Source organism: Castellaniella defragrans (assembly GCF_014203015.1).
Classification (GTDB): Bacteria; Pseudomonadota; Gammaproteobacteria; order Burkholderiales; family Burkholderiaceae_B; genus Castellaniella; species Castellaniella defragrans.
This window is the reverse complement of sequence record NZ_JACHIB010000008.1, coordinates 74,682-94,455: the sequence shown is the minus strand read 5'-3', so window position 1 is coordinate 94,455 and position 19,774 is coordinate 74,682. Positions and strand designations below refer to the sequence as shown.

Genomic DNA, 19,774 nt, shown 5'->3' with positions numbered 1-19,774 from the left:
CACCTGGTTCCCGACCCCGATATATCCAGGCTCCTCTTGCGACTCGATCCTCTTCCCCGCACCGTGCGGCAGAAGGCCTCGCTGGCCTTCATCCTGGTGGTGTTGCTGGCCATCGGCAATGTCTCCATCGTCCAGTTCCTGCTGCGGGAGAGCGATGGCATGGCCGCCACGCTGAACGTCGCGGGCAAGATGCGCATGCTCAGCCAGCGCATCGGCCTGGAAGCGCTGGCCGGGCACCAGCCGCCGGGCGCGCCGGCCCCGGCGGACGACCTGCCGGCCGCGTTCGAGGCGGCGCACGACGCGCTGCGCCACGGCGGCCACGCGTTCGATCTGGACGTACCCCCCGTGCCGGCGGCGCTCGCGCCGCAGCTGCTGGCCGTGCGCGAGGCCTGGACGCGCTACCGGGACGCCGTCGATGCCCTGGCCGAGGCCCGGGCTGAGGCCGGAAATGGAACCGGGGCTGGGACCCGGGCGGAAAACGGAGCCGAGGCTGTGAATGGGGCCGTGGCCGGAGCGGGGACCGCGACCGGAGCCGCCGTGGCGGACCTGATGCGGGCCGGCTCGGCGCTGCTGGCGCGCACCGAGGCGCTCATGGACGGACTGGTCGCCCAGGTCCGGGTGGTGCAGCAGCGGGCGCTGTACGGCGCCTATGCGCTGTTCGCACTGGATCTCCTGCTGCTGGGGCTGGCCGGCTGGGTGGTGTCCCGCCAGATCCTGCGGCCCATCCATGCCCTGGTGCGCCAGTGCCGGGCCCTGGCCGTGGGCGACTACGCCGCCCGTTCGGCGCTGCCGCCGGGCGACGAGCTGGGCGAGCTGGGCCGCGCGCTCAACGATTCCGCGGCGCACATCGGGCAGCTCCTGCGGGACATCGAAAAAGAGCATGCGGCGCTGGCCGAGGCCCAGGCCATGTTCCGCGGCCTGTCGGACAACACGCTGGCCGGCATCTACATGATGGACGCCGACCTGCGCTTCATCTACGCCAATGCGCGGATGGCGGACATCCTGGGCTATCCGCAGGCCGAGCTGGCCGACGGCTTCCCCCTCGACCGGGTGTTCATCGGCCCGTCCTACGAGGCCACCCTGCGCCGGGTGCGCGACCGGTTCGCGGGAAGCGAGGCCCGGACGCGGCTCGAATGCACGGCGCGGCGCCGCGACGGCTCCATGGTTGAACTGGAAACCTTCGGCTCGCTGATGTCCCTGCACGGCCGGCCGGCCCTGATCGGCATCATGTTCGACATCACCGAGCGCAAGCGCGCCGAGGCGTCGGCGCGGCGGGCCGCCCTGGTCTACGCCCACACCAGCGAGGCCATGGTGGTCACCGACGCCGACGGCGCCATCCAGGACGTCAATCCGGCCTTCACGGCGGTCACCGGCTACACCCTGCAGGACGTGGTCGGGCGCACCATGAACGTGCTCAGTTCGGGGCGCCACGGCGACGAATTCTACCGGGCGATGTGGGCCCGGCTGCACGAGACCGGCCGCTGGAGCGGCGACATCCACAACCGGCGCAAGTCGGGGGAGGAATACGTCGAACGCCTGTCGATCAATACGTCCTACAACGAGGACGGCAGCGTCAACTGCCGCATCGGCCTGTTTTCCGACGTCACCGAAAAACGCCGCCGGGAGGCGTCGATCTGGCACCAGGCGCACTACGATCTCCTCACCCAGCTGCCCAACCGCCAGATGTTCCAGGAAAACCTGCGCCGCAGCATCGAGCATTCCCGCGAGAGCGGCGTGCCCTTCGCCCTGGTGTTCCTCGACCTGGACTTCTTCAAGGACGTCAACGACAGCATGGGCCACGAAGCGGGCGACCAGCTGCTGCGCCTGGTGGCGCGGCGGCTGAACGAATGCGTGCGCAGTTCGGACCTCGTGGCGCGCCTGGGCGGCGACGAATTCACGCTCATCATCCGCGACATCCACGATCCGGACGACATCTTCGCGCTGGCCGACAAGATCCTCGGCGCGCTGTCCCAGCCGTTCACCCTGGGCGACCACGTGGTGCAGATCTCCGCCAGCATGGGGGCGGCCTTCCATCCGCGCGACGGCGACGGCGACGCGGAACTGCTGCGGGCCGCCGATCTGGCGATGTACGCCGCCAAGGAAGAGGGCCGCAACCATTTCCGCGTCTACGCGCCCGAGATGCGCGCGCCCGCCCTCGCGCGCGACGGCCTTCAGTCGGGAGGCCTTCAGTCGGGATAGGCCGTTTCGCCGTGCTCCGCGGCGTCCAGGCCCTGGCGTTCCTCGTCGGGCGCGGCCCGCAGCCCCATCAGGCGGTCCACCAGCAGGGCGCAGACCGCGGCGCTGGCGCCCGCCCATGCCAGGCTGACCAGCACGGCTTCGATCTGCAGCCAGGTCTGGCGCAGCAGCGCCCCCAGGCCCGCCGGGCCGGGGCCGCCGAGATCGGCGCAATAGAAGACGCCCGTCAGGACCGCCCCGACGATCCCGCCCACGGCGTGGATGCCGAAGACGTCGAAGGCATCGTCCACGCCCAGGCGCCGCTTCAGGCCGCTCACGCCCCAGAGCGCGGCCCAGGAGGCGAGCGCGCCGATGACCAGGGCCGCGCCCGGCGCGACCAGGCCGGCCGCCGGCGTGATGCCCACCAGCCCGGCAATGGCGCCGGAGGCCGCGCCCAGCAGCGAGGCATGGCCCTTCAGGACGCGTTCCGCCAGCGCCCAGGCCAGCACCCCGCAGGCGGCGGCCAGCAAGGTGTTGGCCGCCGCCAGGACGGCCTGCCCGTTGGCGGCCAGCGCCGATCCGCCGTTGAAGCCGAACCAGCCGACCCACAGCAGCGCGGCGCCGGTCAGGTTCAGCGGCAGGCTGTGGGGCAGCATCGCCTCGCGCCCGTATCCCAGGCGGGGGCCCACCCAGCGCGCGCCCACCAGGCCGGCCACGCCCGCGCTGATGTGGACCACGGTGCCGCCGGCGAAGTCCAGCGCGCCGCGCAGGTGCAGCCAGCCGTCGCCGGCCCAGACCATGTGCGCGATCGGCAGGTAGCCCAGCGTGAACCACAGGCCGGCGAAGGCCAGCGCCGCGCCGAAGCGGGTGCGTTCGGCCATGCTGCCGGTGATCAGGCCGCAGGTGATCGCGGCGAAGGTCGCCTGGAACAGGGCGAACAGCAGCTCCGGGATCGTGCCGAGCAGGGGCAGGGGGGCGGCGGCGTCCCCGGGCCGGTAGAGGCCGGCCAGTCCCAGGCGCGTCCATCCGCCCAGGCCGCCGAAGCCCTCGGTGAACACCAGGGAATAGCCGTAGGCGAACCACAGCACCGTGATGAGCGCGCAGACGGCCAGCACCTGCGTCATGACGGACAGGGCGTGGCGCTTGCGCGCCAGTCCGCCGTAGAACAGCGCCAAGCCCGGCACGCACATCAGCCAGACCAGCAGGGTCGAGATCAGGGTCCAGACCAGATCGCTCTTGTCCATGAGGAAAGCTCCTGTTTTCGTGGGGTCAGAGGGCGGCTTCGCCGGTTTCGCCGGTGCGGATGCGCACCACCTGCTCCAGCGGCGTGACGAAGAGCTTGCCGTCGCCGATCTTGCCGGTGCGGGCCGCCTGGCACAGGCATTCCACCGTCATCTCGACCAGGGCGTCGGGAACCGCGACCTGGATCTGCAGCTTGGGCAGGAAATCGACCTGGTATTCCGCGCCCCGGTAGAGCTCGGTGTGCCCCTTCTGGCGGCCGAATCCCTTGGCCTCCGTGACCGTCATGCCCTGGATGCCGGCGGCCTCCAGCGCGGCATGGACTTCCTCCAGCTTGAAGGGCTTGATGAGTGCCGTGACGAGTTTCATGAATGCTCCTTTGCGGTGTGCTTGCACGGAGGATTCAAGCAAAAGGCGTGCCAGTTTTCACGTGGTAGCGGGTTCACGACGCCTGGCGGGGGACGGGGGACGGGAGGGCACCGAAGCCGGCCGCGAGGGGGCGGAGTCGCGGCGGGCGTGGCAGGGGCGGAGTGGCAGGGGGATGGCGGGTGCGGAGTGGCAGGTGCGGAGTGGCAGGGGGATGGCAGGGGGATGGCAGGGGGCGGGACGGCGCCGGGCCCGGCCGCTGCGGCGCACCAGAGAGGTGCGGGCCCGCCCCGCAACGGTGCGCGGGGCGCCCGCGCGGTGATTCCGTCTGCGAAAGGCCCTGGTTTTGTGTCCAGTTGTGGAGTGCGCGGCGGGCGGGGCGGCGCCGGTTCCGGCCGCTTTCCCCTTGTGGGGAAAAGGGTTTGGCCGTCCGGCGCCGCCGCCGGGCCGGACATCAGTCATTACATGTCAGGGTTTACCCGCGCCCGCAGGCCGCTAGAATTGTAACCAAGCCGGTTGTAACAGACCGGTCCTCGAAAATGATCCGCCTCTTCACGCAGCGGAATTCTACATATAGGGAAGATCATGAACATGACGCGAAAAACGCTGACTCTGGCCGCCCTGGCGGCATCGCTGAGCCTGCTGGCCGCTTGCTCCAAGAGCGATGACGCTTCGGCCCCGCCTCCGGCGGCCCCCGCGCCTTCGACGGCGCCGACTCCGGCTCCCGTGCCTCCCGTCACCCCCGCTCCGCAGGAGCAGCAGAACAGCGCCCCGGCCGACCAGCAGTCCATGCAGGACAAGATCAAGGAATCGACCGACGCCGCCAAGGAAAAGGTGGCCCAGGTGAGCCAGGCCGTCTCCGACAAGGCCAGCGAACTGGCCCATCAGGCGGGCGAAGCCGCCAACGACGCCCGCGAATCCGTGAAGGAAGGCGCGGCCAAGGCCGACGCCTCCATCCAGAACGCCGTCGGCAACTCGAACGGCGGTTCCAAGTAAACGACCCGTCCGCGCGGGACGACGCGGTCAAGCAGGACTGCGCATCAGGGCGGGACGGCACGCCCACGCGGAACCCCCCGCCCGGGGCGGCCGGCGCGTCCCGAGGGGCGCGCCGTGCGCGCCTTCATGTCGCCGCGCGGCTCAAGGCCTCGGGCCTTCTTTCGGGCCTTCCTTCGGCCCCTCCACCAGGGCCTTCAGCCGCTCGGCGGTCAGCGTGCCGCTCGCCGAGCGCCGCGTGCCGTCGGCGTGCAGCACCACCGTGTGGGGCATCTCCCCGCCCCAGCGCGGATCGATCAGGTAGTTGAGGCGCTGCACGGACGCGCCGGCATAGGCGCGCGCGGGCACGCCGGTGGCCTGCGCCGAGCGCAGGCGCTGGAGGACGGCCGCGGCGGAGGCGTTGCGGTCGGTATTGACCGTCACGGCCTGGACCCCGGCGTCGGCCGCGCTCAGTTCGGCCACGGCCCGCAGATTGGTTTCGCAATAGGCGCAGTACAGCGCCCACAGTTCGATGATGCGCACGCCGCGCGCCGGCGGTTCGAGCAGGGCCGGCACGTCCTCGGCCGTGAGGGGTTCCAGGGTTTCCGGGGGCGCCGCGGCGGCGGCCGCGGGGATCAGCATCGACAGGATCAGAAGCCGCATTTGAAGCCGCATGTTCATGGTTGTCCAGTTCCTTCGGTTCCGGTGAGAGGGACGAGGCGCAGGCCGTCGGCCGTGCCCCAGGCGGCGTAGGCGCGGCCGCCGCGATCGAGCAGCACCTGCGGCGAGCCGGCGTCCGCGTCGGTGCGGGCGAGTTCCCGGGCGGCACTGAAATGCGCGCCCGCGTCGGCCGAAACCCGCGCCATCAGCTTCAGGCCGTCGGCATCGGCCTGGTTCCAGACGATCCAGACGCGCCCGTCCGCCGCCGCCACGTCGGCGTGCGCCGCGCCTTCCCGGGCGACGGCCAGCAGGCGGCCGGGCGGCTGCCCCGGCCGCAGCTGTCCGTACCAGATGACCGGCTCGCCGTCCTTGGCGGAAAACCAGACCGCGTGGCGGGTGCCGTCGGCGGCGAGGGCCAGGCCGGGGCCCTGGTGGGGGCAGGCGTCCACCCGCCAGCCGGTGTAGGTGGCGCGGGCGGCTTCGCGCGCGACGGTCCCGTCGCGCACCTCCGCGTAGGCGTGGTCCCGCAGCCCGTCCGCATCGGTGAAGCGCCAGAGCAGTCCGATGCCGCCTGCCGGGGCGGGCGCGGCGGCGATGCGGCAGCAATCGCAGCTGTGGTCGGCCAGCCGCCGTTCCGGTCCGAAGCGGGCGCCGTCATCGTCCGACCAGGCGTAGTAGACGGCCGTGCCCGCGTAGGGCTCCCCCCGCGCCTTGGCCGCCTGGAAGTCGCGCCGGTCGATCCAGGCGATCAGCACGCGTCCTTCGGCATCGACCGACATCGCCGCGAGGCGGTGGGTGATTTCGGCGTCGTCCCGGTGCACCCGGACGGGCGTCGAGAAGTGCCGGCCTCCGTCCACCGAGCGGGAAAACAGGATGTGCCCCGTGTACGGCCGGGGCAGCGCGCGGGTCCAGGCGACGTAGATTTCGCCCCGCGGACCCGTGGCGATCATGGGCCTGTCCTCGCCCATGGTCAGCACCGATCCGGCCGGCACGTCGATCAGGACGGGGGCGCTGAACGTGCGGCCCAGGTCGTCGGAATGGCGCACCGACAGGCGGCCGTCGTCGGCGGACGCCATCCAGAGCCGTCCGTCCGGCCCGAACGCGGCGCTGGTGGCCATGACCGGCGCCCCGTTCGCGCCATGATGGGAATGGGAAGCCGCCGCCGGGACGGCCGTCCGGGCGGAAAGGCTCCAGGGGGCCGCCGCGAGCACGGCGGACAGCAGCAGGGACAGCCAGGTGTTCATTTTTCGCATCTCCCGATGAAATGGGACCGCTTCACATCCGGAAGGCCGCCTGCACGTAGAGCGTGCGGCCGGGATAGGGGTGGTAGACGAAATACCGTTCGTCGAACAGGTTGTCCACGCCCACGCTCAATTCGCTGCGCCGGTCGGGCCGGTAGGTGAATTTCAGGTCGGCGACGGTGTAGGTGCTGGTGCCGCCGTAGACGTTGGGGTTGGTGTCGGCGTTGTTCAGCGTGTTGTATTGCCGCCCGGAATACCGCACGCCCGCGCTCGCCGAGGCCCGTTCGCCGAACCGGTACGTGGCCAGCAGCTTGGCGCGCCACAGCGGGATCCGGTAGAAGTACTTGCCGACGGATTCCGGGTTGGACGCGTTGGCGAGGATCTTCGACTGGGTGTAGGCCACGCTGGCGGTGAGGTCCAGGCCCTCCATCCCCACGTCGCGCCCCTGGTAGCCCAGTTCGGCGCCGCGCGAGCGCACCTTGTCGATGTTCTGGAAATTGGTGACGTTCGGGATGACCGTGGTGTCCGTCTGGCGGAAGATGGCGTCGCGCACGTCGTCCTGGAACAGGGAAAAGCGGAACACGCCGTTCCAGTGCCACCACTCGGCCGACAGTTCCTTGCCCAGGTCGTCTTCCGGCTGCAGGCCGGGGTTGTTGTTGACGATGGACGAGCCGCTGATCTGGCCCTGGAACAACTCGCCGACGGTCGGGAAGCGGTAGGCCCGGCCGATCGAGGCGCGCAGCGTCAGGTCGTCGGACACGTCGAAGGACAGCGACGCCTTGGGCGAGGCGTGGCGCTGCGCGGCCGCGGGATACGCCAGCCGCGCGGCCGCGGAGGCCTGGCCGCCGGCATAGGCCCGCCAATCCTCGTAGCGCAGGCCGTAGACGAGCTTCCAGCGCGGCAGGAATTGCCAGCCGTCCTGGACGTACAGCGCCTGCGTGCTGGTCTTGCCCTCGAACGCGTTCTTCAGCGCGCCGGAGTCGCCGCCGCGCCAGTTCGCCGTGTCGAAGGTGCCGCTGTTCGTGAAGTAGTGGTCGAAGTGGTAGCCCAGCGCCAGCCGGTGGGCCCGCAGGCCGGACTGCGCCTGCGGCGTGTAGCTGGCCTTCAGGTCGAACGTCTTCCAGCCCGTGCCGTCGCCGTAGGTGATGGTGCCGGGACCGTCGCTGGAGCCGCCGGCATTGGCCTGCCGCCCCACGCTGTGCGTCACCTCGAAGGCCGAGGCGTTCACCTCCGCGTTCCAGCCGCCCGCGCGCGTGGTCTTGAGCGACAGGCCGTAGAGCCAGTTGTCGCTTTCGCCCTGGCTTGCCGCCAGCGCCGCCGCGGGGATGTCGTACTCGCGTCCGTCGATGGCCACCTTGCCGGAGTAGACGGGATTGCCGTTCTCGTCCTCCAGGAATGTCGAGGTGTCGCTGGTGGAGCGCTCGCGCCAGTACGCCACGGACGCACCCGCCTGCAGTTCCGATGCCAGCTCGTATTGCAGCCTGAGCTTGAACTGGTCCTGGGTCGTGTGCTTGATGCCTTCGCCGCTCACCCCCAGGACCGCCGTGCGCTGCTCCGTCTGGTTGTCGTAGAAATACGCGCCCGACACCGGCGTGGCGGCCGCCGTCGCGGCCTTGTTCGATTGCGCCAGGGTGGCGAACTGCATCGGCTGGCTGGTGCTCTTCAGGCGGTTGACGCCCAGCAGGTACGACAGGCGCCCGATCCTGTCGCCGATCGTGGCGGAGGCCTCGTGGCCCTCGAAGTCCCGATCGACGCCGAACAGGTCGAAGTGCTGCGTGAATGCCTTCACGTTGGCGCGCGCCTCGAACCGGGCGGGCATGCGGGTGGTGATCAGCACCGTCGAGCCCATGGCGTTGCCCGGGTACAGCGCGGAGAAGGGGCCGTACGCGACGTCCACGCGTTCGATGTCGTCGGGGAACACCATCGACCAGCGCGGCGGGAAGGAGTAGCTGTTGCCCAGCAGGTTGCTCAGCAGCAGCCCGTCGGCGTAGACCAGGCCGCGGGCGCTTTGCGTGTTGCTGGTGCCGCGCACTGCGATGATCGAGTTCTGGTCGCCGATGAAGCGCTTGCGCACGTCCAGGTTGGGCAGGTATTTCAGGGTGTCTTCGCTGTTGACGACGTTCCAGTTGCCGAACTGCTCACGCGTGACGGATTCGACCGAGGCGGGCATGTCGGCATCGGTGGCGGGGCGTTCGGCCGTGCCGGTGACCGTGATGGCGGGCAGGGCGGCGGCGGACGATTCTTCGGCCCATGCCGGGCCGCGGGGGAGGGCGAGGGCGGCGAGGGCGGCGAGGACGGCGAAAGCGAGCGGGGCGGAGCCGCACAGGGCTCCGGCGCGCGGCCGCAGGCCGTGCGCGATCTTCCTGGTGGAAGCGGGGTGCATGGTGTTCTTCCTGACGAGAAGGGGGTGGCCGTGCCGGCGCCTTTGGCGAGGCGCGCGGCGCGGGCACGAAAACCGGCGCGGCGGCCGGAAGGGGTCAGGAAGACGGCGGCGGGTCGCGCGGCCGGCCCGCGGGGAACGTGCCGAGCGGCACGTGGCGGATCCAGCGGGGCGCCGCCAGCAGGACGAGCGCCAGCAGCAGCACGGCCGGGGCGGCCGGTGCCTGGGCGGGCAGGAGGGAGCTTCCGGCGAGCAGGCCGCAATAGCCGCACGCGTCCAGCGCGTCGGCCGGGCCGTCGTGGTGGCTTCCGACCTGGATGCGGTAGTCCGCCGCGGGCGAGCCCTCCAGGTCGGCGGGCGAGCACACGGCCACGGCCACGTCCCGTGGCGCGGCTTGCAGCAGCCAGCTGATCGTCGGTGCGGCGGCGAGCAGGCAGATCGCCACCAGGCCGAGCCAGGCGGCCAGACGGGCGGGGCGTTTGCGGGGTCCGGAAACCATGGCTGCGGGGGCCTGAAAGATCCTGGAGTGGGGAAAGTGCCTGCGGGAACCTGTTGCGGAAAACCGGTGCCGAAAACCTGTACCAGGGAAACCCGATGCTGAAAAACCGGTACGGAAATCCGATGCGAAAAATACGATGCGAAAAATACGAGCGAGAAGCATTCTAAGCCATGGCGTGGGGCCGGGACAAATCCAGGGCGGGAATCCAGGGCGGGAATCAGGGCAGGAATCCAGGGCGGGAGGGGCGGGACAAATCCGTCCCGCGCGCCGCCCGCGGCCCCGCGTCCGCCTCTATAGTGGGGGCGGGGATGATGCGGGAGGAGTTCCGATGTCGCTTGCCGTTCTGTCCAGCCGGGCCCTGTTCGGGCCGCGCGTCTGGCCCGTGCAGGTCGAGGTCCACGTGGGCGGCGGCCTGCCGTCGTTTTCCATCGTCGGCCTGCCGGGCGCGGGCGTGCGCGAAAGCCGCGAGCGGGTGCGCTCGGCGCTGCTGAGCAGCGGTTTCGAGTTCCCGGCAGGCCGCATCACGGCCAATCTGGCGCCCGCCGACCTGCCCAAGGATTCCGGCCGCTTCGACCTGCCGATCGCGCTGGGCGTGCTGCTGGCCTCGGGGCAGATCGCCGACGCCCGGGGGCAGGCGCCGGACGTGCGGCATTACGTGCTGGCCGGCGAGCTTTCGCTGACCGGCAGCATCGTGCCGGCGGACGCCGTGCTGGCGATCGCGCTGTCGGTCGCGCGCGACGATCCCCGCGCTGTGCTCATCATGGCGCCGGAGGCCGCCGGGGTGGCCGCCCGCGTGCCGGGCCTGCGGGTGCTGGCCGCCGCCGGCCTGGACGAGGTCGTGGCGCATTTCACCGGCCGCGCGGAGCTGCCCGCCGCCGCGCCCGCGCGCGGCGAGCCGGCCGACGAGGCCCCGCCGCCGTGCCTGTCCGACGTGCGGGGGCAGGCGGCGGCCCGGCGGGCCCTGGAGCTGGCGGCGGCCGGCGGGCACGGTCTGCTGCTCAGCGGCTGTCCCGGCGTGGGCAAGAGCATGCTGGCGCGGCGCCTGCCCGGCCTGCTGCCGCCCCTGACGCCCGAGCAGGCCCTGGAAGTCGCCGCCGTGCACGGGCTGGCCCGCTCGCGGCCCTTGCTGTCCCGGGTGCCGCCGTTTCGCGCGCCGCACCACGGCGCTTCCATGCCGGCGCTGGTGGGCGGCGGCGCCCGTCCCCGGCCCGGGGAAATCAGCCTGGCCCATCACGGCGTGCTGTTCCTGGACGAATTGCCGGAATTCGGCCGCCAGGCCCTGGAAGCCCTGCGCGAACCCCTGGAAACCGGCTGCGTCACGGTCGCCCGGGCCGCCGGCAGCTGCACCTTTCCCGCCCGCTTCCAGCTCGTGGCCGCGATGAATCCCTGTCCGTGCGGCTGGCACGGGCATCCCCATCCGCAGCGGGAATGCCGCTGCTCGCGGGAGGCCATCGCGCGCTACCGGGGGCGGATCTCCGGACCGCTGCTCGACCGGATCGATCTGCACGTCGGCCTGGGGGTGGAGTCCGCGTGGCTGGATGCGCCGCCGGGAGAGCCTTCGGCGCCGGTGCGGGAGCGGGCGCTGGCCGCCCGGCACCGGCAGCTGGCGCGCCAGGGCTGCCTGAACGCCGAGCTGGACGGCGCGGCCCTGGAGCGCCACGCCGGCCCGGACGCCGAGGGCCGCGCGCTGCTGATGCGTGCGGCGGCGGCCTGGGGCTGGTCGGCGCGCGCCGCGCGCCGGGCCCAGCGCGTGGCCCGGACCCTGGCCGACCTGGACGGCAGCGACCGGATCGAGGCCGGGCACATGGCCCAGGCGGTGCAGTACCGCCCCGACAGCGGCGCGTGAGCCGCGGCGTGGACAGCAATCTGCGGCAGGGCGGTAAAATGCCGGTTTTCCCTTCCCCATTCCAGGAGGCCGCGATGATCGCCCCCAATCAATGGTTCGACGACTTCCAGAAGAACATGTCCGAACTGCTCGCCAAGACCCCGGCCGCCGACATCGAGCGCAACATGAAGGCCTTCATGGCGCAGACCTTCGCCCGCATGGACCTGGTCACCCGGGAAGAATTCGACATCCAGGCCGACCTGCTGGCCCGTGCGCTGGAGCGCATCGAGGCCCTGGAGGCGCGCGTCCAGGCTCTGGAGCAGGACGAGGAATAGACAGATCCAGGCAAATCACCCTATAATCAAGGGCTTTTCCCAATTTCCTCTGGGTCTGCTTCATCCCAGGGGATTCGTCTTTTGGCCCGGCTGCTTCCGGTTCTTTCGTGAACGGGGGACGTCCTGGGCGGGGAAAGGCGGGAAGCAGGGTTCGTGCATGCAGGTTGCGCATGCCGGGTCCGAAACACATGCGAATGCCAGGTCTGACAAGCGCCCGGATCCCGGGCCACCTGGATTTGCCAAGCCAACAGAGTATCGTCATGCCCAAGATGAAGAGCAAAAAAGGCGCTTCCAAGCGCTTCAAGGTGCGCGGCAGTGGTTCCATCAAGCGCGGCCAGGCTTTCAAGCGTCACATCCTGACCAAGAAAACCACGAAAAACAAACGCCAGCTGCGCGGTTCGGCTGCCGTCCATGAAACGAACGTCGCCTCCGTGAAGGCGATGCTGCCTTTCGCCTGATCGGAGATTACACATGCCTCGCGTCAAACGCGGCGTCACCGCTCGTGCACGCCATAAAAAAGTCATCAAGGCCGCCAAGGGTTACCGCGGCCGCCGCGGCAACGTCTTCCGGATCGCCAAGCAGGCGGTCATGCGCGCCGGCCAGTACGCCTACCGCGACCGCCGCAACAAGAAGCGCACCTTCCGCGCCCTGTGGATCACCCGCATCAACGCGGGCTGCCGCGAACTGGGCGTGACCTACAGCGTCTTCATCGCCGGCCTGAAGAAGGCCTCGATCGAACTCGACCGCAAGGTCCTCGCCGACATGGCCGTGCACGACAAGGCGGGCTTCGCCGCCGTCGTGGCCCAGGCGAAATCCGCGCTGGCCGCCTGACCGACACAGTTTCGTTTTCGATTCTGTATCATCGCAAACGGAGCTCCATCGGGCTCCGTTTGCGTTTTGGAATGCACATGGACTCATCGCTCGACGAACTGATCGCCCAGGCCCGCGCCCGTTTCGCCCAGGCCGGGGACGCCGCCACGCTGGAAAACGAAAAAGCCGCCTTCCTCGGCAAGCAGGGCTCGCTGACCGCGCTGCTCAAGGGCCTCGCCGCCCTGCAGGGCGAGGAAAAGCGCACGCGCGGCGCGCAGATCAACCAGGCCAAGCAGCAGGTCGAATCCCTGCTGAACGCGCGGCGCGCCGAACTGGCCCAGGCCGTGCTGGACCAGCGCCTGGCGGCCGAGACCATCGACGTCACCCTGCCGGGCCGCGGGCGCGGCACGGGCGGCATCCATCCGGTGATCCGCACCTGGCAGCGCGTCGAGCAGATCTTCCGCTCCATCGGCTTCGACGTGGCCGACGGCCCCGAGATCGAGAACGACTGGACCAACTTCACCGCCCTGAACAACCCGGAAAACCATCCGGCGCGCTCCATGCAGGACACGTTCTACGTGGACATGAAGGACGCGGACGGGCTGCCGCTGGTGCTGCGCACGCACACCAGCCCCATGCAGGTGCGCTACGCGCGCATGCACAAGCCGCCCATCAAGGTCATCGCCCCGGGGCGCACCTACCGCGTCGACAGCGACGCCACCCATTCGCCCATGTTCCACCAGGTCGAGGGCCTGTGGATCGCCGAGGACATCTCCTTCGCCGACCTCAAGGGCGTCTACACGAATTTCCTGCGGGCCTTCTTCGAGACCGACGACCTGACGCTGCGCTTCCGGCCTTCGTTCTTCCCGTTCACCGAGCCCTCGGCCGAGATCGACATGATGTTCACCTCCGGTCCCAACCAGGGCCGCTGGCTGGAGATCTCCGGCTCCGGCCAGGTGCATCCCCAGGTCGTGCGCAATTTCGGGCTGGACCCGGAACGCTACATCGGCTTCGCCTTCGGCTCCGGGCTGGAGCGCCTGACCATGCTGCGCTACGGCGTGGACGACCTGCGCCAGTTCTTCGAGGGCGACCTGCGCTTCCTGCGCCAGTTCAACGACTAGGCCCGCCAGGCCTTCCGCGACACGGAATCCGAATCATGCAATTTCCCGAATCATGGCTGCGCGCCTGGGCCGATCCCGACATCGACGGCCAGGAACTCGCCCATCGGCTGACCATGGCCGGCCTCGAAGTCGAGGACGCCGACCCCTACGCTCCGCCGTTCTCCGGCGTGGTGGTGGCGCGCATCGAATCGGCCGAGCCGCATCCGAATGCCGACAAGCTGCGCGTCTGCCGGGTCGATGACGGCTCGGGCGAGCCGCTGCAGATCGTCTGCGGCGCGCCCAACGCGGCGGCCGGGCTGCTGGTGCCCCTGGCGCGGCTGGGCGCCGAACTGCCGGGCGGCCTGCGCATCGGCCCGGTCAAGATGCGGGGCATCGAATCGCGCGGCATGCTGTGCTCGGCCCGCGAACTGGGCCTGTCCCAGGACCACGCCGGCCTGCTCGAACTGCCCGCCGGTCTGGAGCCGGGCCAGGACCTGCGCCAGGCGCTGGACCTGGACGACACGATCTACACCCTGAAGCTGACTCCCAACCGGGCCGACTGCCTGTCCATCCTGGGGGTGGCGCGCGAAGTCGCGGCGCTCACCGGCTGCGCGCTGCGCGCGCCGGACGTTCCCCGGGTGCCGGTCACCATCGACGACCGCCTGCCCGTGACCGTGCAGGCGCCGGACCTGTGCGGCCGCTTCGCCGGGCGCATCGTGCGCGGCGTGAACGCCCGCGCCGCCACGCCCGCGTGGATCAGGTCGCGCCTGGAGCGCGCCGGCCAGCGGCCGGTGTCGGCGCTGGTGGACATCTCCAACTACATCATGCTGGAGCTGGGCCGTCCCACGCACGTCTTCGACCTGTCCAAGGTCCAGGGCGGCCTGACCGTGCGCTGGGCGCGTGAGGGCGAACGGCTGGAACTGCTCAACGACCAGACCGTCGATCTGACGCCCGACGTGGGCGTCATCGAAAGCGGCCGGGGCCTGGAAAGCCTGGCCGGCATCATGGGCGGGCAGGATTCGGCCGTGACGCTGGAGACCACCGACGTCTACCTGGAAGCCGCCTTCTGGTGGCCGGAGGCCATCATGGGCCGGCCGCGCCGCTACAAGCTCAATTCCGAGGCCGGCCACCGCTTCGAGCGCGGCGTGGACTTCTCCACCATTCCCGAGCACCTGGAGCTCATGACGGCCCTGGTCCTGGACGTCTGCGGCGGCCAGGCCGGTCCGCTGGACGACCAGGTCGTCAACCTGCCCGCGCGCGAGCCGGTGCGCATGCGCCTGGCGCGCTGCGCCCGCGTGCTGGGCATCCCGCTGGACGCCGAGGCCGTCGGCGCCGTCTTCACGCGCCTGGGCTTCGCCTACGAGCGCCAGGGCGACGATTTCGTCGTCACGCCGCCGGCGGCGCGCTTCGACCTGACGATCGAGGAAGACCTGATCGAGGAAGTCGCCCGCATCCACGGCTTCGACCGCATTCCCGACCGGCCCCCGGTGGCGCCGGCCGTCATGCGGGCGGTGCCCGAGACCCGCTGCGGCCCGCACGCGCTGCGCGCCGCCCTGGCCGCGCGGGACTACCAGGAAGTCATCAATTTCTCCTTCGTCGAGGAAGCCTGGGAACGCGACTACTGCGGCAACGCCGACCCCATCCGGCTGCTCAATCCCATCGCCAGCCAGCTCGCGGTGATGCGCTCCAGCCTCATCGGCGGCCTGCTGGCCAACATCGCCTACAACGCCAAGCATCGCCAGACGCGCGTGCGGGTGTTCGAGCTGGGCCGTGTGTTCGCCCGCGATGCCTCGGTGGCCGACGGCGGCCTGGCCGTCGCGGGCGTGGCCCAGCCGACCCGCCTGGCCGCCGCGGCCTGGGGGCCGGCCCTGGCGGAACAATGGGGCGAGCCGGCGCGGCCGGTGGACTTCTTCGACGTCAAGCGCGATCTCGAAGCCCTGCTGGGCGCGCGCGCGGCCGAACTGCGCTGCGAGGCCGCCGGCCATCCCGCGCTGCATCCGGGCCGCAGCGCCCGCCTGCTGCTGGGCGGCCGCGCGATCGGCTGGCTGGGCGAGGTCCATCCGCGCTGGGCCCAGGCGCTCGATCTGCCGCACGCCCCCGTGGTCTTCGAGATCGACGCCGAAGCCGTATCCGAACGTATCTTCCCCCATCCGCAGGAGCTGTCCCGCCAGCCCGTGGCGGTGCGGGATCTGGCGATCTGGGTGGATGCGGACGTGCCGTGGCAGTCGCTGCTTGATACACTGCGGCAGCGGATCGCGGCCGACGGCGCCCTCTCCGTGGTCAAAGACATTAAACTGTTCGACATCTGGCGCGAAGCCGCGACCGCCCGGCAGCGCAGCCTGGCGCTGCGCCTCTGGTTCCAGGGACGCGATGCGACGCTGGAGGACCGCCAGGTCGAACACTGCGTGCAAAGCCTGCTCGCCGCCCTGGCCGAGACGCATGGCGCGCGCCTGCGCTCATAGGAGGAATCCCTGGTGAATACGGATCGGACGCTGACCAAAGCCCATCTGGCCGAACTGCTCTTCGAGCGCGTGGGCCTGAACAAGCGCGAGGCCAAGGACATCGTGGACACGTTCTTCTCCGAAGTCCGCGACGCCCTGGTCCAGGGCACGGAGGTCAAGCTGTCGGGCTTCGGCAGCTTCCAGGTGCGCAACAAGCCGCCGCGCCCGGGACGCAATCCCAAGACCGGCGAGGTCATTCCCATCGCCGCGCGCCGGGTGGTCACGTTCCACCCCAGCCAGAAGCTCAAGGACGGCGTGGGCACCGACGGAGGCGCCGCATGACCGCCGCCACGCCGGCGGCCGCGCTGCCGCCCATCCCCGCCAAGCGCTATTTCACCATCGGCGAAGTCTCCGAGCTGTGCGGCGTCAAGCCGCACATCCTGCGCTACTGGGAACAGGAATTCGCCCAGCTCAAGCCGGTCAAGCGGCGCGGCAACCGGCGCTACTACCAGCACCACGAAGTCCTGCTGGTGCGCCGCATCCGCGACCTGCTCTACGAGCAGGGCTTCACCATCGCCGGGGCGCGCAACCGCCTGGGCGACAGCGGCGACGCGCCGCACGACCAGGACGCCGCCGTGCGCCTGAGCGGCGCCGAACTGCAGGCGCTGCGCGCCGAACTGCAGGCCGTGCACGAGCGCCTGGCCCAGGCCCTGGACGGCAATCGTCGGGCCCACCAGGCGGCGGGACTGCTGGATCTCTGAGGCTGGATCTCTGAGGCCGGATCTCTGATTCAGCGGCCTTCCAGATGCACCGGCTGCTGGACGACCGTGCCGGCGGGCGGCGGCCGCAGGCCGGCCCACAGCGCCAGGGTCGCCAGGCACAGCGCCACGCCGATGCCGATCGCCAGGGCCAGCCGGCCGCGCCGCAGCCGCGGAACGCGCCGGGTGCGGCGCGGCGGTTCGTCGCCGGCGGCGGCGCGCGGCGCGGCGCCGGACGCCCGGGCCTCGCCCAGGACGGGCGGCTCGTCCCGTTCCATTCCCAGGCTCTGGCGGATGCGTTCCAGTACGGCGTCGGGCGGCGGCTGGACGGGCAGGGCATCGACGATCCCGAGGAAATAGGCTTCCCATTTCAGGGCGCGCGCGGCTGCCGCGTCGTCGTGGGCCAGCCGCGACTGGATGTCCGCCACGCGGTCGGGCATGTCCAGGCCCAGCACGTAGCGGGCGATCTCGTCGTCGGAGTAGGAAGGGTAGGTGGGTCTCATGCGCGCACGGCTTCGTCGATGTGCGCCAGGGCGGCGCCCAGGGAGGCCTCGATGTCGGGTTCGGTGCGGTCCAGGCGGGCCGCGATGCGGGCGGGATCGCCGCCGTGCAGATAGGCCTGCAGCAGCGCGTCGAGCTGCGGCGCGGGCAGGGCGGCGAGGGCGCCGGCCACCGTGCCGGCCGGCGCGTCCGCGGGCAGGCGGAGCGTGGGCAGGGGCGTGTTTTCCGCCGGATGGCGGCCTTCGGCGCGCATCTGCCGCGCCTGGGCCGAGGCGCGGTAGCGCAGGATGCTGTAGATCCAGGCGCGCGCGGTGCCGATGGCCGGGCTGTAGCCGGCCGCGTTGCGCCAGATCAGGACGAAGGTCTCGTGCAGCACGGCGTCGGCCGCGTCGGGATCGTCCAGCATGGCCAGGGCCAGGGCGCGCATCGCGGGGGCCTCGTGGCGGTACAGCGCGAGGAAGGCGGCGCGGTCGCCCGCCGCGCAGGCGCTCAGCTCCGCCTCGAAATCGAAAACCGAAACAGTCATACAATCTTTCCCGTTCACCGGGTCGCGGGATGCGCCGCCAAAGGCGCGTCCTCCAGGGATGCATTATTGTATGCGGTCCCGCCGGCGCGCTCCCAGCCGCTCGCCGCCCGCCTGTTTTCCGGATGTTTCCATGCGCTTTTCCCACACCGGCGCCGCGCCCGCGCGGCGCGACGACTGGCTGACCCTGAAGACCCTGTGGCCGTACGTCTGGGCCTTCCGCGGCCGGGTGACGCTCGCCTTCGTCTGTCTGGTGGCGGCCAAGGTCGCCAACGTCGCCACGCCGGTCTGGCTCAAGGACATCGTCGATGCGCTGGGCGTGGCGCCCACGCTGCTGGCCGTGCCGCTGGCGGCCCTGCTGGGCTACGGGCTGTCGCGCCTGGCGACCTCGGTGTTCGGCGAACTGCGCGACGCCCTGTTCGCCCGCGTCACCCAGGGCGCCATCCAGCGCGTCGCCGGCCAGGTCTTCCGCCACCTGCTGGCGCTGTCGCTGCGCTTCCACATGGGCCGGCGCACCGGCGGGCTCACGCGCGACATCGAGCGCGGCACCAAGGGCATCGGCTTCCTGCTCAATTTCATGGTCTTCAACATCGTGCCCACGCTGCTGGAGATCGCCATGGTCACGGGCGTGCTGCTGTGGCGCTACGACTGGACCTTCGCCGCGCTGACGCTGGGCACCATCGCCGCCTACGTGCTCTTCACGCTGAGGGTCACGGAACGCCGCATGACGTACCGCCGCACCATGAACACCCTGGACAGCCAGGCCAACGGCCGGGCGGTCGACGCGCTGCTGAACTACGAGACCGTCAAGTACTTCGGCAATGAGGACTACGAGAGCCGCCGCTACGACGCCGACCTGAGCCGCTGGGTGGACTCGGCCGTGCGCAACCAGGTATCGCTGAATCTCCTGAACATGGGCCAGGGCGCCATCATCACCGTGGGGATGACCGCGCTGCTGTGGCAGTCGGCGCGCGGCGTGGTGCAGGGCCACATGACCGTGGGCGACGTGGTGCTGGTGTCGGCCTACCTGACCCAGCTCTACGCGCCGCTGAATTTCCTCGGCTTCGTCTACCGCGAGATCAAGCACGCCCTGGCCGACATGGAGCGCATGTTCGATCTGCTGGGCAACCGCCAGGAGGTGGCCGACCGCCCCGATGCCGTCGAGCTGCGGGCGGACCGGGCCAGCCTGGCATTCGAGGCCGTGGATTTCGCCTACCAGCCCGACCGCCCGATCCTGCATGGCGTCAGCTTCAGCGTGCCGGCGGGCGGCTCGCTGGCCGTGGTGGGGGCTTCCGGCGCCGGGAAATCGACCCTGTCGCGTCTGCTGTTCCGCTTCTACGATCCCACCGGGGGCTGTGTGCGGGTGAACGGCCGCGACATCCGCGACTACACCCAGGCCAGCCTGCGCGCCCACATCGGCATCGTGCCGCAGGACACGGTGCTGTTCAACGACACCATCGGCTACAACATCGCCTACGGCCGTCCGGACGCCACGCAGGACGACGTCGAGCAGGCGGCCCGGGCCGCCCACATCCACGACTTCATCGCCTCGCTGCCGCAGGGCTACGACACCCCGGTGGGCGAGCGCGGGCTGAAGCTGTCCGGCGGCGAGAAGCAGCGCGTCGCCATCGCCCGCGCGCTGCTCAAGTCCCCCCCGATCCTGGTCTTCGACGAGGCGACCAGCGCCCTGGACACGCGCACCGAGCGCGCCATCCAGTCGCAGCTCGAACGCATCGCCCAGGGGCGCACCACGCTCATCATCGCGCACCGCCTCTCGACCATCGTCCACGCCGACCACATCCTCGTCATGGAGGCCGGCCGGGTGGTGGAGCAGGGCACCCACGCGGCCCTTCTCGCGCTCGACGGCCGCTACGCCCGCATGTGGCATCTGCAACAGTCCAGGCCCGTGGAAGACATCAGGGTTTGACCTATATCGTACCAAAGAGGTA

19 protein-coding genes are annotated in these 19,774 nt (G+C 70.8%); 11 read left to right on the top strand and 8 right to left on the bottom strand.

Annotated features, from left to right (window positions below; all coding sequences use genetic code 11):
* The first annotated feature begins 36 nt into the window (after positions 1–36).
* A complete protein-coding gene (locus HNR28_RS08255; RefSeq protein WP_244978232.1) occupies positions 37–2,199 on the top strand; it encodes a diguanylate cyclase domain-containing protein in 2,163 nt (720 codons plus the stop codon).
* Here the strand turns inward: HNR28_RS08255 and HNR28_RS08250 are convergent.
* Positions 2,187–3,419, bottom strand: coding sequence for an ammonium transporter (locus tag HNR28_RS08250; RefSeq protein ID WP_043682152.1), 1,233 nt, complete (start codon positions 3,417–3,419; stop codon positions 2,187–2,189). The two genes, HNR28_RS08255 and HNR28_RS08250, sit on opposite strands and share 13 nt — an antisense overlap.
* 25 nt (positions 3,420–3,444) lie before the next feature.
* Positions 3,445–3,783 carry a P-II family nitrogen regulator gene (locus tag HNR28_RS08245; RefSeq protein ID WP_043682155.1) on the bottom strand — a complete coding sequence of 113 codons (339 nt, stop codon included), beginning with the start codon at positions 3,781–3,783 and terminating at the stop codon, positions 3,445–3,447.
* A gap of 582 nt (positions 3,784–4,365) precedes the next feature.
* On the opposite strand from HNR28_RS08245, the gene HNR28_RS08240 reads away from it, so the two are divergent.
* On the top strand, positions 4,366–4,776 hold the full coding sequence (locus HNR28_RS08240; RefSeq protein WP_052355718.1) for a YtxH domain-containing protein: 411 nt from the start codon (positions 4,366–4,368) through the stop codon (positions 4,774–4,776).
* 141 nt (positions 4,777–4,917) lie between these two features.
* On the opposite strand, the gene HNR28_RS08235 is transcribed toward HNR28_RS08240, so the two are convergent.
* From HNR28_RS08235 to HNR28_RS08220, 4 genes are all read right to left on the bottom strand, one after another.
* Complete coding sequence (locus HNR28_RS08235; RefSeq protein WP_211369300.1) at positions 4,918–5,433, bottom strand: TlpA family protein disulfide reductase; 516 nt, start codon at positions 5,431–5,433, stop codon at positions 4,918–4,920.
* Positions 5,430–6,656: a sialidase family protein gene (locus HNR28_RS08230; protein WP_148304927.1), complete on the bottom strand. Its 1,227-nt coding sequence runs from the start codon at positions 6,654–6,656 to the stop codon at positions 5,430–5,432. The genes HNR28_RS08235 and HNR28_RS08230 overlap by 4 nt, the downstream gene beginning before the upstream one ends.
* A gap of 31 nt (positions 6,657–6,687) precedes the next feature.
* On the bottom strand, positions 6,688–9,036 hold the full coding sequence (locus tag HNR28_RS08225) for a TonB-dependent receptor (RefSeq protein ID WP_151024503.1): 2,349 nt from the start codon (positions 9,034–9,036) through the stop codon (positions 6,688–6,690).
* A 94-nt stretch (positions 9,037–9,130) separates the two neighbouring features.
* On the bottom strand, positions 9,131–9,532 hold the full coding sequence (locus HNR28_RS08220; RefSeq protein ID WP_052355721.1) for a DUF2946 domain-containing protein: 402 nt from the start codon (positions 9,530–9,532) through the stop codon (positions 9,131–9,133).
* Positions 9,533–9,860: 328 nt separating this feature from the next.
* Between HNR28_RS08220 and HNR28_RS08215 the strand changes: the two genes are divergently transcribed.
* From HNR28_RS08215 to HNR28_RS08180, 8 genes are all read left to right on the top strand, one after another.
* A complete protein-coding gene (locus HNR28_RS08215; RefSeq protein ID WP_184142739.1) occupies positions 9,861–11,378 on the top strand; it encodes a YifB family Mg chelatase-like AAA ATPase in 1,518 nt (505 codons plus the stop codon).
* Between the two features lie 74 nt (positions 11,379–11,452).
* Complete coding sequence (locus tag HNR28_RS08210; protein WP_043682162.1) at positions 11,453–11,692, top strand: accessory factor UbiK family protein; 240 nt, start codon at positions 11,453–11,455, stop codon at positions 11,690–11,692.
* A 260-nt stretch (positions 11,693–11,952) separates the two neighbouring features.
* On the top strand, positions 11,953–12,150 hold the full coding sequence (rpmI, locus tag HNR28_RS08205) for a 50S ribosomal protein L35 (protein WP_043682165.1): 198 nt from the start codon (positions 11,953–11,955) through the stop codon (positions 12,148–12,150).
* Positions 12,151–12,163: 13 nt separating this feature from the next.
* Positions 12,164–12,523 carry a 50S ribosomal protein L20 gene (gene rplT, locus HNR28_RS08200; protein WP_043682169.1) on the top strand — a complete coding sequence of 120 codons (360 nt, stop codon included), beginning with the start codon at positions 12,164–12,166 and terminating at the stop codon, positions 12,521–12,523.
* Positions 12,524–12,600: 77 nt separating this feature from the next.
* A complete protein-coding gene (gene pheS / locus HNR28_RS08195) occupies positions 12,601–13,623 on the top strand; it encodes a phenylalanine--tRNA ligase subunit alpha (RefSeq protein WP_043682172.1) in 1,023 nt (340 codons plus the stop codon).
* Between the two features lie 35 nt (positions 13,624–13,658).
* The gene (gene pheT / locus HNR28_RS08190; RefSeq protein WP_043682175.1) at positions 13,659–16,064 is read left to right on the top strand and encodes a phenylalanine--tRNA ligase subunit beta; all 2,406 of its coding nucleotides are present in this window, start codon (positions 13,659–13,661) and stop codon (positions 16,062–16,064) included.
* Between the two features lie 12 nt (positions 16,065–16,076).
* Complete coding sequence (locus tag HNR28_RS08185) at positions 16,077–16,385, top strand: integration host factor subunit alpha (RefSeq protein WP_409360370.1); 309 nt, start codon at positions 16,077–16,079, stop codon at positions 16,383–16,385.
* Positions 16,382–16,804 (top strand): MerR family transcriptional regulator, encoded by a 423-nt coding sequence (locus HNR28_RS08180; RefSeq protein ID WP_043682182.1) that lies wholly within the window; start codon positions 16,382–16,384, stop codon positions 16,802–16,804. The genes HNR28_RS08185 and HNR28_RS08180 overlap by 4 nt, the downstream gene beginning before the upstream one ends.
* 29 nt (positions 16,805–16,833) lie before the next feature.
* Here HNR28_RS08180 and HNR28_RS08175 read toward each other — a convergent pair whose 3' ends face one another.
* Together HNR28_RS08175 and HNR28_RS08170 are read right to left on the bottom strand one after the other, a co-directional pair.
* A complete protein-coding gene (locus HNR28_RS08175) occupies positions 16,834–17,304 on the bottom strand; it encodes a hypothetical protein (RefSeq protein ID WP_043682184.1) in 471 nt (156 codons plus the stop codon).
* Positions 17,301–17,828 (bottom strand): sigma factor, encoded by a 528-nt coding sequence (locus tag HNR28_RS08170; RefSeq protein ID WP_052355722.1) that lies wholly within the window; start codon positions 17,826–17,828, stop codon positions 17,301–17,303. Before HNR28_RS08170 ends, HNR28_RS08175 begins: the two co-directional genes overlap by 4 nt.
* A gap of 130 nt (positions 17,829–17,958) precedes the next feature.
* Between HNR28_RS08170 and HNR28_RS08165 the strand changes: the two genes are divergently transcribed.
* Positions 17,959–19,752: an ABCB family ABC transporter ATP-binding protein/permease gene (locus tag HNR28_RS08165; RefSeq protein WP_043682187.1), complete on the top strand. Its 1,794-nt coding sequence runs from the start codon at positions 17,959–17,961 to the stop codon at positions 19,750–19,752.
* Positions 19,753–19,774 lie beyond the last annotated feature (22 nt).

What these genes read in the sequence shown, in the direction of transcription:
- HNR28_RS08250 (WP_043682152.1), bottom strand. Translation starts at nt 3,419, where the DNA reads ATGGACAAGAGCGATCTGGTCTGGACCCTGATCTCGACCCTGCTGGTC.
- HNR28_RS08245 (WP_043682155.1), bottom strand. Translation starts at nt 3,783, where the DNA reads ATGAAACTCGTCACGGCACTCATCAAGCCCTTCAAGCTGGAGGAAGTC.
- HNR28_RS08240 (WP_052355718.1), top strand. Translation starts at nt 4,366, where the DNA reads ATGAACATGACGCGAAAAACGCTGACTCTGGCCGCCCTGGCGGCATCG.
- HNR28_RS08235 (WP_211369300.1), bottom strand. Translation starts at nt 5,433, where the DNA reads ATGAACATGCGGCTTCAAATGCGGCTTCTGATCCTGTCGATGCTGATC.
- HNR28_RS08230 (WP_148304927.1), bottom strand. Translation starts at nt 6,656, where the DNA reads ATGAACACCTGGCTGTCCCTGCTGCTGTCCGCCGTGCTCGCGGCGGCC.
- HNR28_RS08225 (WP_151024503.1), bottom strand. Translation starts at nt 9,036, where the DNA reads ATGCACCCCGCTTCCACCAGGAAGATCGCGCACGGCCTGCGGCCGCGC.
- HNR28_RS08220 (WP_052355721.1), bottom strand. Translation starts at nt 9,532, where the DNA reads ATGGTTTCCGGACCCCGCAAACGCCCCGCCCGTCTGGCCGCCTGGCTC.
- HNR28_RS08215 (WP_184142739.1), top strand. Translation starts at nt 9,861, where the DNA reads ATGTCGCTTGCCGTTCTGTCCAGCCGGGCCCTGTTCGGGCCGCGCGTC.
- HNR28_RS08210 (WP_043682162.1), top strand. Translation starts at nt 11,453, where the DNA reads ATGATCGCCCCCAATCAATGGTTCGACGACTTCCAGAAGAACATGTCC.
- rpmI (WP_043682165.1), top strand. Translation starts at nt 11,953, where the DNA reads ATGCCCAAGATGAAGAGCAAAAAAGGCGCTTCCAAGCGCTTCAAGGTG.
- rplT (WP_043682169.1), top strand. Translation starts at nt 12,164, where the DNA reads ATGCCTCGCGTCAAACGCGGCGTCACCGCTCGTGCACGCCATAAAAAA.
- pheS (WP_043682172.1), top strand. Translation starts at nt 12,601, where the DNA reads ATGGACTCATCGCTCGACGAACTGATCGCCCAGGCCCGCGCCCGTTTC.
- pheT (WP_043682175.1), top strand. Translation starts at nt 13,659, where the DNA reads ATGCAATTTCCCGAATCATGGCTGCGCGCCTGGGCCGATCCCGACATC.
- HNR28_RS08180 (WP_043682182.1), top strand. Translation starts at nt 16,382, where the DNA reads ATGACCGCCGCCACGCCGGCGGCCGCGCTGCCGCCCATCCCCGCCAAG.
- HNR28_RS08175 (WP_043682184.1), bottom strand. Translation starts at nt 17,304, where the DNA reads ATGAGACCCACCTACCCTTCCTACTCCGACGACGAGATCGCCCGCTAC.
- HNR28_RS08170 (WP_052355722.1), bottom strand. Translation starts at nt 17,828, where the DNA reads ATGACTGTTTCGGTTTTCGATTTCGAGGCGGAGCTGAGCGCCTGCGCG.
- HNR28_RS08165 (WP_043682187.1), top strand. Translation starts at nt 17,959, where the DNA reads ATGCGCTTTTCCCACACCGGCGCCGCGCCCGCGCGGCGCGACGACTGG.